Below are 12123 nucleotides of genomic sequence, written 5' to 3'. Positions count from 1 at the left end.
CCGTCATCATGATGGTCGGTCTGCAGGGATCGGGCAAGACCACCAGCACCGCCAAGATCGCCAAGCTGCTCAAGGAAAAGCGCGGCAAGAAGGTCATGATGGCCTCGCTCGACGTGCAGCGTCCGGCGGCGCAGGAACAGCTCAAGGTGCTGGGCGAGCAGATCAATGTCGCCACACTGCCGATCGTCGCGGGCCAGATGCCGGTCGATATCGCGCGGCGCGCGCTGCAATCGGCCAAGTTGCAGTCGTTCGACGTCGTGATGCTCGATACCGCGGGCCGTCTGCATGTCGACCAGCAGCTGATGGACGAGATGAAGGCGGTGGCTGCCGAGGCGACGCCCAAGGAAATCCTGCTCGTCGTCGACTCGCTCACCGGTCAGGACGCGGTCAACGTCGCCCAGAACTTCTCGGATCAGGTGCCGCTGACGGGCGTGGTGCTCACCCGCATGGATGGCGATGCGCGCGGCGGTGCGGCGCTCTCGATGCGGGCCGTCACCGGCCGTCCGATCAAGTTCGTCGGCATGGGCGAGAAGATGGACGCGATCGAGCCGTTCCATCCGGGCCGTGTCGCGGGCCGCATCCTGGGCATGGGCGATGTCGTCAGCCTGGTCGAGAAGGCGGCGGCGACGGTCGAGAAGGAAGACGCCGACAAGCTCGCCGCCAAGATGGCCAAGGGTCAGTTCGACATGAACGACCTGCGCACCCAGTTGCGGCAGATGACCAAGATGGGCGGCCTCGGCGCGCTGGCGGGCATGATGCCGGGCATGAAAAAGGCCAAGGCAGCGATGCAGGCGAGCGGCATCGAGGACAAGGTGCTGGTGCACATGGACGCGATCATCGGATCGATGACGCCCAAGGAGCGCGAGAAGCCCGGCCTGCTCAACGCCAAGCGCAAGATCCGCATCGCCAAGGGATCGGGCACCACCGTGCAGGACGTCAACCGGGTGATCAAGATGCACCAGGAGATGGAAGGCGCGATGAAGAAGATCCGCAAGATGGGCGGACTGAAGGGCCTCGCCGCCATGTTCGGTGGCGGCGGTGGTGGCGGAGACGGCGGCATGGGTGGCCTTGGCGGCGGCAAGATGCCGACCGAGGACGACATTGCCGGGCTGCTCGGCGGCGGTGGCGGCAAGGGCATTGCCGGCGGGCTTCCGGGTCTTCCCGGCGGGCTTCCTCCCGGTTTCCAGAATTTCAACAAGAAGAAGTGATTTCGTTTTTCAAGTTCATCAGAAAGGTAAGGTTCTACAATGTCGATTTCCATGCGTCTGTCGCGCGGCGGTTCCAAGAAGCGCCCCTATTACAAGATCGTCGTCGCCAACAGCCGCGCGCCCCGCGACGGCAAGTATCTTGAGCAGATCGGCACCTACAACCCGCTGCTCGCCAAGGATTCTGGCGAGCGCGTGAAGATCAACGAAGAGCGCGCCAAGCACTGGCTGTCGGTCGGCGCGCAGCCCACCGATCGTGTTGCCCGTTTCCTCGATGCCGCCGGCCTCAAGGAGCGCAAGGCAACCGTGAACCCGAAGAAGGGCGAGCCGGGCGAAAAGGCCAAGGAACGCGCCGAGGAAAAGGCGGCCAAGCTGGCTGAAGCCGAAGAAGCCGCCAAGGCCGCTGCCGAAGCTCCGGCTGCTGAAGAAGCTCCGGCCGAAGAAGCTGCTGCCGAACAGGCTGAAGGCTGATCGACTGAGCCGGAGTGGTCCTGTACGACCACTCCGGTTCCGGTTCTGCAATGTCTGATCGCCCCATCACCCTGGCCGTGATCGTCGGCGCGCATGGCGTGACCGGCGAGGTGCGCGTGAAGCTCTTCGGCTCGGGGCTCGATGCGCTGAAGGCGCACAAGAGCTTCAACAACGGCGCGCTGACGCTCAAGTCGCTGCGCCCGCAAAAGGACCTCGGCATCGCGCGCTTTGCCGAGATCGCAGACCGCAACGCGGCAGAAGCCGCGCGCGGCACCGAACTCACCGTTCCCCGTTCCGCGCTCCCGCCGCTGGGCGAGGACGAATATTATCATGCCGATCTGATCGGATTGCCCGTGGTGTCCGAAAGCGGCCAGCCGCTCGGCAAGGTGCAGGCGGTCGAGAATTTCGGCGCGGGCGATGTGCTCGATATCGTCCGCGACGACGGCAAGAGCTTCATGGTGCCGGTGATCGCCGGCGAGATCGACGATTCCCGCGTCGTCATTGACCCGGTCTGGGCGGAATAGTATATACACCACGTATATACAGGAGGCTCTGATGGGCAAGGAATATCGCGCAAAGAGCTTCAAGTCGGGCAACTCCGTCGCGATCCGCATGCCTGCCGCGCTGGGCATCGAGCCGGACCGGGAATGGACGGTTACCGATGAGGACGGGAAGCTGACGATCGAGCCCATCCCTCTAACGACTGCCAAGATTGATGTGAGCAGCTTTTGGGGCAAGGCTGCCCCAATGGTTCATGTGCCTTCGCCCAGGGAAGATTTCGATCCTCGGCCCAGTGAAACCAAATCATGAGCCAGATCGAGTATCTGATTGATTCCGATTCCGCGATATTTGCCACGACGGGCCAGCACCCCCCGCTCCGCCAAAGATTGGCGCAGTTGAGCCCAGGATCTATAGGTTTGTCAGCGATCAGCTACGCCGAAATAGTTTTAGGAATGGCGATGGGGAAACCCCCGACCCCGCAAGCATTGGCAGCATTTGTGGCAGCGGTGCCCATTCAGCCCTTCGATGAGGCAGCCGCTCGAGCCTATGCACAGCTGCCTTTCAAGCGCGCCCGTTTCGACCGGCTGCTGGCCGCGCATGCGCTGAGCATCGGCGCAACCGTCGTGACCAACAACGAAGGCGATTTCGCCGATATTCCCGGCCTGAAGGTCGAGAACTGGACCCAATGACCTTCGCCGCCCAAGTCCTCACGCTCTATCCCGAGATGTTCCCCGGGCCGCTGGGTCATAGCCTCGCCGGGCGCGCGCTCAGCGAAGGGCGGTGGTCGCTCGATGCCATCCAGATCCGCGACTTCGCGACCGACAAGCACCGCAGTGTCGACGATACGCCAGCCGGCGGCGGGGCAGGGATGGTGCTGCGCGCCGATGTGCTCGCCAGCGCTGTCGATCACGCGCTCGAGCGCTCCCCGCAAGCCCCCGTGATCGCGATGACGCCGCGCGGCGCGCCGCTCACCCAGGCGCGCGTACGTCAGCTCGCGGCAGGGCCGGGCGTGACGATCCTTTGCGGGCGATTCGAAGGATTCGACCAGCGATTGTTCGAGGCGCGCCCGATCGAGGAGATTTCGATCGGCGATTACGTGCTTTCGGGCGGAGAAACCGGGGCTTTGGTGCTGCTTGACGCTTGCGTTCGGCTATTGCCCGATGTAATGGGCGCGTCTTCCAGCGGAGACGAAGAATCGTTCGAGAACGGTTTGCTCGAATATCCGCACTACACCCGACCTCAGATATGGGAAGGGCGTGCGATCCCCGAAGTGCTGCGATCGGGGGATCACGCGAAAATCCGGGCCTGGCGCGAAGCCCAGGCCGCGGAGATCACACGGCTAAGGCGGCCGGATCTTTGGGAGCGCCATGGGGGCACTCCGGATCGGTCGCCCTCTGGTGCGCGGCGAAAAACATGAGGACAGGTCGATGAACCTTATCCAGACGCTCGAAGCGGAAGCTATCGAGGAATTCAAGTCGAAGAAGTCCATCCCCGATTTCCGGGCTGGCGATACCGTTCGCGTCGGCGTGCGCGTGGTCGAAGGCGACCGCACCCGCGTCCAGAATTACGAAGGCGTGTGCATCGCACGCTCGAACCGGGGCCTGGGCTCCAACTTCACCGTGCGCAAGATCTCGTTCGGTGAAGGCGTCGAGCGCGTGTTCCCGCTCTATTCGCCGAACATCGATTCGATCACCGTCGTCCGTCGCGGTGTCGTGCGTCGTGCGAAGCTCTATTATCTGCGCGGCCTGACCGGCAAGCGCGCCCGCATCGCCGAGCGTCGCGACAACCGTCCGGCCAAGGATTCGGCCGAGGGCTGAACCTTTTCAGACAGGTCTGACACAGGCAAGAGGGCGGTCCGCAGGGCCGCCCTTTTTCGTTGCGCTCGGGCGCAGCTTTGCGCAGGGATGCGCCATGGCACTACCTCCCGGACCCGCACAGCAGATCATTCCCCGCGCCATGGCGCAACTCAAGGCGGGCGATGCCGCTGCCGCCCGGCTGACCTTTTACGGCCTGCCGCCCGCCGACCAGGCGCATCCCGATTGCCTGTTCGTGCGCGCGCTGATCGATCGCGCGCTGGGCAGGCTCGACGATGCCCGCCGGGCGCTGGCTACGGCAATCGAGACCGACGCGATGATTCCGCAGCTGTGGAAGCTCTATGCCGAAGTGCTGGACGCCCAGGGCAATCCTGCCGAGGCGCTGCGCGCGGTCGATCGCGCGGCGGCCCTTGCACCGGGCTATGTCGACGCGTGGCATGACATGGCCGTGCTGGCGATCCGGACCGGCGAGCACGACCTGGCCGAGCAGGCGCTGGTCAACCTGGCCAAGGTCAAGCCGGACGATGCCCGGCTGCCCTCGTTGCGCGCCACCCTGGCGCAGGCGCGCGGCGACCATGATGCGGCGGTCGAAGGCTTTCGCGCGGTGCTCGGTGCCAAGTCGAACGACCGGCGCGCGCTGCACAATCTGGCGGTGTCCTTGCGTGAGACCGATCGGCACGAGGAAGCGCTGGCGGCGGTGGAAGCGGCGCTGCGGCACCGGATCGACCTGCCCGAGACCCACACGTTGCGCGCGCATCTCCTGGCTGAGCTGGGCCGTTATGACGCGGCGATCGACCAGTATCGCGATGTCATCGCCCGCTTCCCAGAGTTTCTCGATGCGCACGAGACCTTCGCCCGGCTTCTGCCTCAGCTGACAGGGGGCAGTGCGCTGGCGTTGAACGGCTATCGGGCGTCGCTGGGTGACCGGCCCGAATCCAGGCCGCTATGGCTGTCTGCGATCGCGACCGCCAAGGCACTGGGCGAAGTCGATCAGATGCGGGCCTGGGCCGACGAGGCGCTGGCGAGGTTCGGCGATACGCCCGACATGCTGTTCCTGCGCGCCACCGCCGATATTGCCGCGCGCGACTGGCAAGCGGCAAAGCCCCGGCTGGAAGCGCTGGTTGCCGCGCATCCGGACAGCCATAGTGCGCAGCTCAACCTGGCGCATGTGCTGCTGGCCCAAGGCGACGCGAAAACCGCTGAGGTCCATGCCCTGGAAGCGTCGCGGCTTAACCGCGACGACCAGTCCGCCTGGTCGTTGCTGACGATCATCTGGCGGCTGCTGGGGGATCCGCGCGAAGCCTGGCTGGCCGATTACGATCGGTTCGTGATGCCGGTCGATCTCGCTGCTCCCGAGGGCTGGAGCGATATCGCGAGCTTCCTGGCCGATCTCAGGCCGGTGCTCGAGGCGCTGCACACCACGCAGCTGCATCCGGCGGAACAGACGCTTCGCGGCGGCACGCAGACGCGCGGCCTGCTGTTCCAGAAGCGCCATCCCGCGATCCAGGGGCTCAAGCAATCGATCCATCACGCGATTGTCAGCCAGCTTGCAAACCTGTCCTTCGACATGGATCATCCCTTCCTTGGACGGATGGGCGACGATATCCGCTTTGCCGGGTCCTGGTCGGTGCGGCTGGCGAGCGAGGGCTTTCATGTCAGCCATATCCATCCGGCGGGCTGGCTGAGCTCGGCTTGCTATATCAGCCTGCCGCCCGAAGTCGCGCGCGGCGACGACAATGCGGGCGCGCTGCAGTTCGGCGTCCCCGACAGCGTGTTCGGGCTGGATCTCGCACCCCGCAGGATAGTCGCACCTGCCGAAGGACGTCTGGTGATCTTCCCCAGCTATCTGTGGCACGGCACGCTGCCGTTCGAGAGCGCCGACCATCGCATGACCGTAGCATTTGATGCGATGCCCCAAGCGGTGCTTTCGATGAACAATATTCTGGTGTGATTTTTCGTGCGTGGCGTCATTTAGTTGCACGCGTAACCGCCAATTTGAAATAGTTGGCCACAGACTGTCGCATGCGGATCACTCGCGGCTTGTATTGCCGGGGGTAACGGGCTAGGCGCGCCGGTGCATTTGCACTGGAGGTTAGATCAAGTGGGTTATCGTGTTGCCGTTGTCGGCGCGACCGGAAATGTCGGTCGCGAAATGCTCGCCATCCTGGCAGAGCGCGAGTTTCCGATTGCCGAGATTGCGGCGGTCGCCTCGCCGCGCTCGACGGGATCGATGATCGAGTTCGGCGAAACCGGCAAGATGCTCAAAGTCCAGAATATCGAGCATTTCGATTTCACCGGCTGGGACATCGCGCTGTTCGCCGCAGGCTCGGCCGCGACCAAGATCTATGCGCCCAAGGCCGCCTCGCAGGGCTGTGTGGTGATCGACAATTCGTCGCTCTACCGCATGGAGCCCGACGTGCCGCTGATCGTGCCCGAAGTGAACCCCGATGCGATCGACGGCTATACGCAGCGCAACATCATTGCCAACCCCAATTGCTCGACCGCGCAGCTGGTCGTTGCGCTGAAGCCGCTGCACGATGCCGCGACCATCAAGCGCGTCGTCGTCGCCACCTATCAGTCGGTGTCGGGCGCGGGCAAGGAAGGCATGGACGAACTGTTCGAGCAGTCGCGCAACATCTTTGTCGGCGACAGCGCCGAGCCTAAGAAGTTCACCAAGCAGATCGCGTTCAACATCATTCCGCATATCGACGTGTTCCTGGACGATGGTTCGACCAAGGAAGAGTGGAAGATGGTGGTCGAGACCAAGAAGATCCTCGATCCCAAGATCAAGTTGACCGCGACCTGCGTGCGCGTTCCGGTGTTCGTCGGCCATTCGGAAGCGGTTAATATCGAGTTCGAGAACGAGCTGTCCGCCGAGGATGCGCAGAAGATCCTGCGCGAGGCGCCCGGCATCATGCTGGTCGACAAGCGCGAGGACGGCGGATACGTCACCCCGGTCGAATGCGTCGGCGATGGCGCGACCTATATCAGCCGAGTGCGCGATGACAGCACTGTCGAGAACGGCATTTCGCTCTGGTGCGTGTCGGACAACCTTCGCAAGGGTGCCGCGCTCAATGCGGTGCAGATCGCCGAACTGCTCGGTCGCAGGCATCTCAAGAAGGGCTGACGATGCCGGGACGGCAGGCCATGCGCCTTCCGTCCCGCAGCCTCACTCCCCGATATGCACCGGCGCGCTCGCCGTGCCAGGCGGCCGTTTGAGCAGCAGCAGCAGCGGGATGGCGATGAGGTTGACGATCATCATCGCGTGGAAGTCGTCGATATAGGCGATCATCGCAGCCTGGCGGTTCACCTCGCCGTTGATCGCCACCATCGCCGCATCGCCGACCGAACCAAGCCGCTCGGCAACACTGGAATCGATCGTCGACAGCGAGCTGTCGGTGATATGCGAAGCAAGATCGCTGTGGCTGACCTGGATGTTGCGGCCGAGCAGCGCGGTCATGGCCGAGATGCCGACCGATGCGCCGATGCTGCGCGAGAGGTTGAGCAGGCTGGCCCCGTCGGTGCGATGGCGCGGCTGCAGGGTGGCGAACGCGGTCATGTTGAGCGGAATGAACACCAGCCCCATGCCCAGACCCTGGACCAATCCGGCGACGACCATCGGCTGCCAGCTCATCTCGAGTGACCAGCCGGTCATCATGTACAGCGAATAGGTCGAGATCGCGGCACCGGTGACCATCAGATAGCGCGGGTCGATTTTCGTCACCAGGCGGCCGGCAATCGCCATTGATACGAGAATGCCGAAGCCGCGCGGCGCGAGCAGCAGGCCGGTGTCGAGCACGGTATAGCCGAACAGCTGCTGCAGCATCGGTGGCAGCAGCGCCATGCTGGCGAACATCACCATGCCGACCACCAGCATGAACAGCAGGGCGGCGGACATGTTGGGATTGCCCAGCAGCGATCGGTCGAACAGCGGTTGCCTGCCCCAGGCCATATGGACCGCGAACATCCACAGACAGCCGATGGCAATGGCGCCTTCGACCAGGATTTCGGTGCTGTCCAGCCAGTCGAGCTGGGTGCCGCGGTCGAGCATCACCTGCAGGCTGGCCAGGCCCAGCGCCAGCATCGAGAAGCCGAACAGGTCGAAGCGCCGGTCGGTCTTCGGGCGGCTGGGCAACAGCCACAGCATCAGGATGACCGTGACGATGCCCAGTGGCACGTTGATCAGGAACACCCAGCGCCAGTTGTAATTCTCGGTCAGCCAGCCGCCGATCACCGGCCCCATGATCGGCCCGACCATGATGCCCATGCCCCACAGCGCCATGGCCTTGGCCTGCTTGCTGGGCGGGTTGATGTCCATCAGCACGGTCTGCGACAGCGGGCCGATGAACGCGGCGCTGATCCCCTGAAAAGCGCGGAACAGAACCATCTCGCCTAGGCCCGTCGCCGCGCCGCAGAGCAGCGAGGACGCCGTGAAGGCGATCACCGCCCAGATGAACAGGTTGCGTGACCCGATGCGCTCGGCCAGCCAGCCAGTGATCGGGATCGCGATGGCGGAAGCTACGAGATAGCTGGTCAGCGCCCAGGTCACCGTTTCGGATGTCGCGCCCAGGCTCGATTCCATGTGCGGCAGCGCGACATTGGCGATGGTGGTGTCGAGAATCTGCATGATCGACGCCATCATCACCGCCAGCGTCAGCAGGCCGTGGTGCTTGACGGGAAGCGTGGCGACATCGCCCGCAGGCGCGGCTGGCGGCGGTGCGGCATGGCGTGCGGGGGCAGGGGCGGCGCGGCTGGCCATCGCCGGTTACTTGCGCTCGCCGGTATCGATCGTGACCTCGGCGGAGAGCCCTGCGATCAGGCGGCGATCGGCGGGCTTGTCGAGCCGGATGCGCACTGGCACGCGCTGCGTCACCTTGACCCAGTTGCCGGTCGCATTCTGCGCGGGCAGCACCGAGAATTCCGCGCCTGTGCCCGCGCCGATGCTTTCGACCCGTCCGGTGAGCTTGAGCTCGGGATAGGCATCGAGCGTCACCTCGGCAGGCTGGCCGACGCGCATGTGATCGAGATCGGTTTCCTTGAAATTGGCCTCGATCCAGCTGCGGTCATCGACCACCAGCGTCAGCGCGGGCAGCCCGACGACCATCGCCTGGCCCTTTTGCAGCCGATCGGCCTGGACGACGCGGCCGCTGACCGGCGCGCGGATGACGGTGCGGGCGAGGTTGAGCGCGGCGGTGTCGCGCCGCACGCGCGCCTGCGCGATCGCGGGATTGATGCCAGGAACGGCGCTGCCGGTCGCCAGCTTCGCGCGGGCATCGGCGGCATCGGCCTGCGCCGCGCGCAATTGCTCGCGCGCCATCTGGACGCGGCGTTCGGCCTCGTCGAGCCGCGCCTTGGTGGTAAAGCCGCGCGCCATCAGCGCCTGCTGCCGCTCCAGATCGATGCTGGCATAATCGATCGCATCCTGCGCCGCCGCAATGCCGACGCCGGTCGAGCGCGCCTCGCTGGCGAGCGTCGCGACCGAGACTTCGGCCCCGGCGATATCGGCATCGGCTTGGCGCACCGCGAGTTCATAGGGCTGCGGATCGATGCGGAACAGCACGTCGCCCGCCTTGACCGCCATGTTCTCGCGCACGCGTACGTCGATGATGGGCCCGCCGACCTCGGAGGTCACCGCCACCTTGTCCTGCTGCACATAGGCATTGTCGGTCGAGACATAGCGCCCGCCCGAAAGCCAGTAATAGCCGCCCGCCACCGCCAGCGCGAGCGGGACCGAGATCATCACCGCCCGCTTCAGCCACTTGCGCGGAGCCTTTTCCGCCGCCGGTTGCTGGACGGGTAAGGGAGAGGGTGCGCCCTGAGGCGGTTCGACTTCCATCATGTCCTCGCTCACCGATATGCGTTCGTCGCGGTCAAGCATCGACGGCCTCCTTGCGCGAAAGATTGGCGCGGACGCGCTCGACCAGCCCGGCGAGCATCTGGCGTTCGTCTTCGCTGAGCCCGGCAAAGGCCAGGTCCTCGACCCGCCTGGCTTCGACTTCCAGCTGGCGGATCAGTCCGTCGGTCTTGTCGGTGAGATACAGGTTCCAGGCGCGCCGGTCATTGGGGTCGGGCTTGCGACAGACCATGCCGCTATCGGCCAGCCGGTCGATCATGCGCGACAGGGTGATCGGCTCGACCTCGAGCAGATCGGCGAGTTCGCTCTGCCGCATGCCCGGTTCGCGCTTGAGCCGCGCGACCGTGCGCCATTGCAGGCTGGTCATGCCGAGGTCACGCAACATGCCATCGAGCGTGCGGCGGTAGAGCCGCGCGGTATCGTTGAGGAGAAAGCCAACCGAGTCTGTCATGGCATGCGATATAATAGCATATGACATTATATGGAAGTGCAGTCAGCACAATTCCATTTGCGCCAAACGCAATCTTTTGGCAGTCTGTGTGACATGACACTCACAGCCGATATCTTCTGGTCGTTCCGCTCGCCCTATAGCTATCTTGCGATGCGCCGCTATCGCGCGATGGAGGCGCAGTATGACGTGCAGCTCAATTTGCGCCCGGTCTATCCGCTGGCGGTGCGCGAGCCGACATTCTTCGAGCGCAATCATCCCGGCTGGCTGCGCTACACGCTGACCGACGTGTTCCGCCTGTCGCAATATCTGGGCATTCCGTTCTTCCCGCCCAATCCCGATCCGATCGTGCAGGACATGGCGACCCGGACGATCGCGGCGGACCAGCCCTATATCTATCGCATCACCCGCATGGGCCAGGCCGCCGCGCGCAAGGGCAAGAGCCTCGCCTTTTGCGACGAGGTGTCGCAGCTCATCTGGGGCGGCACCGCAAACTGGCACGAGGGCGATCACCTCAAGCACGCCGCCGAACGCGCGGGGCTCGACCTCGCCGAGCTCGACGCGATCGCGGTTTCCGATGCCGAAGCGCTAGATGCCGAACTCGCCGCCAATCAGGAAGCGCTCGAAATGGCCGGGCACTGGGGCGTGCCGACCCTGGTGTTCCAGGGCGAACCCTTTTTCGGCCAGGACCGCATCGGACTTGCCATCTGGCGCATGGAACAGGCAGGCCTTAAAGAGCGGGGATGACCGCTACAGCCACCAGCATCACCACCACCCGCATCCGCTCCTTCGACGGCACCGAGCTTGCCGTGCACGAAACGGGGGAGGGGCGTCCGTTGCTGTTGCTGCACGGGCTGTTTTCCAGCGCGGAGACCAACTGGATCAAGTTCGGTCATGCCGGCAGGATCGCGGCGGCGGGCTATCGCGTGATCATGCCCGACCTACGCGCGCACGGGCAGAGCGGTGCGCCGCATGATCCGGCAGCCTATCCGCATGATGTGCTGGTCGATGATGCGCTGTTCCTGATCGACACTTTGGGGCTCGATGATTTCGATCTGGGCGGCTTTTCGCTCGGCGCGCGGACGACGGCGAAGTTGCTCGCCAGCGGGGTGACACCGCGCAAGGCGATCATGGCGGGCATGGGCTGGGAAGGGCTGACCGGATGGGGGCGGCGGCGCGATTTCTTCGTCACCGCGATCGACCGGCGCGACGAGGTCAAGCGCGGCGATCCGCATTTCATGGCGGTCGCCTTCATGAAGACCCAAGGCATCGATCCGGTGGCGGCGCGCCTGCTGCTCGACAGTTTCGGCGTGGTCGATACCGATGCGCTGGTCGCGCGCGACGTGCCGGTGCTGGTGGTCTGCGGCGCGGACGACCAGGACAATGGCTCCGCGCCCGAGCTGGCCCGCCAGCTGAAACATGCGACCTATCGCGAGATCAAGGGCACGCACATGTCGAGCGTGCTCGAACCGGCGCTGGCTGACGAGATCATCGCGTTCCTGGCGGACTGATCTGCGCCCCTGCACCCCGCCGGGTGCAACAAATGTTAGTCTCAGCGGTAGTGCTGCCGATCGATCCTCCAGATTTCGAACGGCCACCGCATGATCATCCCCTCGACGCCCAGCGCCACGCGCATCCTTCAGGAAGTCTGGAAGCCGCTCAGCGTGCTGTTTGTCTGGGATGTGGTGGTAACGGTGGTCTACTATTTCCTGCCGTTCAAGGCACCGGGCCTGCCGTTGACCATTTTCGGCTCGGCGCTGGCGCTGTTCCTGGGGTTCAGGGACAACGCCGCCTATGCCCGCTGGTGGGAGGGGCGGGTGCTGTGGGGGC

At 64.7% G+C, this 12123-nt stretch carries 14 protein-coding genes and 1 pseudogene; 12 read left to right on the top strand and 3 right to left on the bottom strand.

All coding sequences use genetic code 11. The features are described 5' to 3' along the window. From AX735_RS08760 to AX735_RS08720, 9 genes are all read left to right on the top strand, one after another. Positions 1-1208, top strand: a 1208-nt coding sequence (locus AX735_RS08760) for a nucleotide-binding protein (RefSeq protein WP_066278683.1), incomplete at its 5' end; no start/stop codon positions are given. A 39-nt stretch (positions 1209-1247) separates the two neighbouring features. Beyond that, positions 1248-1676 (top strand): 30S ribosomal protein S16, encoded by a 429-nt coding sequence (rpsP, locus tag AX735_RS08755; protein WP_060977137.1) that lies wholly within the window; start codon positions 1248-1250, stop codon positions 1674-1676. Between the two features lie 50 nt (positions 1677-1726). Then, complete coding sequence (gene rimM / locus AX735_RS08750; RefSeq protein WP_066278679.1) at positions 1727-2200, top strand: ribosome maturation factor RimM; 474 nt, start codon at positions 1727-1729, stop codon at positions 2198-2200. A gap of 31 nt (positions 2201-2231) precedes the next feature. Then, on the top strand, positions 2232-2486 hold the full coding sequence (locus AX735_RS08745) for an AbrB/MazE/SpoVT family DNA-binding domain-containing protein (RefSeq protein WP_066278673.1): 255 nt from the start codon (positions 2232-2234) through the stop codon (positions 2484-2486). Next, complete coding sequence (locus AX735_RS08740) at positions 2483-2866, top strand: type II toxin-antitoxin system VapC family toxin (protein ID WP_066278670.1); 384 nt, start codon at positions 2483-2485, stop codon at positions 2864-2866. Before AX735_RS08745 ends, AX735_RS08740 begins: the two co-directional genes overlap by 4 nt. Beyond that, entirely contained in the window at positions 2863-3594 is a 732-nt protein-coding gene (gene trmD, locus AX735_RS08735; protein ID WP_066278667.1) for a tRNA (guanosine(37)-N1)-methyltransferase TrmD, read from the top strand. Before AX735_RS08740 ends, trmD begins: the two co-directional genes overlap by 4 nt. A gap of 10 nt (positions 3595-3604) precedes the next feature. Next, complete coding sequence (gene rplS, locus AX735_RS08730; RefSeq protein WP_066278664.1) at positions 3605-3994, top strand: 50S ribosomal protein L19; 390 nt, start codon at positions 3605-3607, stop codon at positions 3992-3994. A 94-nt stretch (positions 3995-4088) separates the two neighbouring features. Continuing rightward, positions 4089-5942, top strand: a complete 1854-nt coding sequence (locus AX735_RS08725) for a tetratricopeptide repeat protein (protein ID WP_082751016.1) — start codon at positions 4089-4091, stop codon at positions 5940-5942. A 150-nt stretch (positions 5943-6092) separates the two neighbouring features. Further along, on the top strand, positions 6093-7118 hold the full coding sequence (locus AX735_RS08720; RefSeq protein WP_023836467.1) for an aspartate-semialdehyde dehydrogenase: 1026 nt from the start codon (positions 6093-6095) through the stop codon (positions 7116-7118). Positions 7119-7160: 42 nt separating this feature from the next. Here the strand turns inward: AX735_RS08720 and AX735_RS08715 are convergent, their stop codons facing one another. Genes AX735_RS08715 through AX735_RS08705 form a run of 3 tightly spaced genes read right to left on the bottom strand, consistent with a single transcriptional unit; the run spans position 7161 to position 10296 of the window. After that, a complete protein-coding gene (locus AX735_RS08715) occupies positions 7161-8750 on the bottom strand; it encodes a DHA2 family efflux MFS transporter permease subunit (RefSeq protein WP_066278656.1) in 1590 nt (529 codons plus the stop codon). Between the two features lie 6 nt (positions 8751-8756). Beyond that, entirely contained in the window at positions 8757-9869 is a 1113-nt protein-coding gene (locus tag AX735_RS08710; protein WP_231750068.1) for an HlyD family secretion protein, read from the bottom strand. Then, positions 9862-10296, bottom strand: coding sequence for a MarR family winged helix-turn-helix transcriptional regulator (locus AX735_RS08705; protein ID WP_066278653.1), 435 nt, complete (start codon positions 10294-10296; stop codon positions 9862-9864). Before AX735_RS08705 ends, AX735_RS08710 begins: the two co-directional genes overlap by 8 nt. 93 nt (positions 10297-10389) lie before the next feature. Here AX735_RS08705 and AX735_RS08700 point away from each other — a divergent pair, with 93 nt between their 5' ends. The 3 genes and pseudogenes from AX735_RS08700 to AX735_RS08690 form a co-directional block, all read left to right on the top strand. Next, positions 10390-11040: a 2-hydroxychromene-2-carboxylate isomerase gene (locus tag AX735_RS08700; RefSeq protein ID WP_066278651.1), complete on the top strand. Its 651-nt coding sequence runs from the start codon at positions 10390-10392 to the stop codon at positions 11038-11040. Then, complete coding sequence (locus AX735_RS08695; RefSeq protein WP_066278648.1) at positions 11037-11804, top strand: alpha/beta fold hydrolase; 768 nt, start codon at positions 11037-11039, stop codon at positions 11802-11804. The genes AX735_RS08700 and AX735_RS08695 overlap by 4 nt, the downstream gene beginning before the upstream one ends. 90 nt (positions 11805-11894) lie before the next feature. Beyond that, positions 11895-12123, top strand: a pseudogene (locus tag AX735_RS08690) (bestrophin family protein); the annotation flags it as partial.

Origin of the sequence: Blastomonas sp. CCH1-A6, from assembly GCF_001556365.1 — a bacterium.
Lineage (GTDB): Bacteria > Pseudomonadota > Alphaproteobacteria > Sphingomonadales > Sphingomonadaceae > Blastomonas > Blastomonas ursincola.
The sequence above is the reverse complement of the archived record's forward strand: the minus strand, read 5'-3'. Positions and strand labels throughout refer to the sequence as shown.

Bases quoted from the DNA above. Each gene is read 5' to 3' on its own strand.
- AX735_RS08710 (WP_231750068.1), bottom strand. From the start codon at position 9,869: ATGCTTGACCGCGACGAACGCATATCGGTGAGCGAGGACATGATGGAA.
- rplS (WP_066278664.1), top strand. From the start codon at position 3,605: ATGAACCTTATCCAGACGCTCGAAGCGGAAGCTATCGAGGAATTCAAG.
- AX735_RS08705 (WP_066278653.1), bottom strand. From the start codon at position 10,296: ATGACAGACTCGGTTGGCTTTCTCCTCAACGATACCGCGCGGCTCTAC.
- AX735_RS08740 (WP_066278670.1), top strand. From the start codon at position 2,483: ATGAGCCAGATCGAGTATCTGATTGATTCCGATTCCGCGATATTTGCC.
- trmD (WP_066278667.1), top strand. From the start codon at position 2,863: ATGACCTTCGCCGCCCAAGTCCTCACGCTCTATCCCGAGATGTTCCCC.
- rpsP (WP_060977137.1), top strand. From the start codon at position 1,248: ATGTCGATTTCCATGCGTCTGTCGCGCGGCGGTTCCAAGAAGCGCCCC.
- AX735_RS08700 (WP_066278651.1), top strand. From the start codon at position 10,390: ATGACACTCACAGCCGATATCTTCTGGTCGTTCCGCTCGCCCTATAGC.
- rimM (WP_066278679.1), top strand. From the start codon at position 1,727: ATGTCTGATCGCCCCATCACCCTGGCCGTGATCGTCGGCGCGCATGGC.
- AX735_RS08695 (WP_066278648.1), top strand. From the start codon at position 11,037: ATGACCGCTACAGCCACCAGCATCACCACCACCCGCATCCGCTCCTTC.
- AX735_RS08745 (WP_066278673.1), top strand. From the start codon at position 2,232: ATGGGCAAGGAATATCGCGCAAAGAGCTTCAAGTCGGGCAACTCCGTC.
- AX735_RS08725 (WP_082751016.1), top strand. From the start codon at position 4,089: ATGGCACTACCTCCCGGACCCGCACAGCAGATCATTCCCCGCGCCATG.
- AX735_RS08715 (WP_066278656.1), bottom strand. From the start codon at position 8,750: ATGGCCAGCCGCGCCGCCCCTGCCCCCGCACGCCATGCCGCACCGCCG.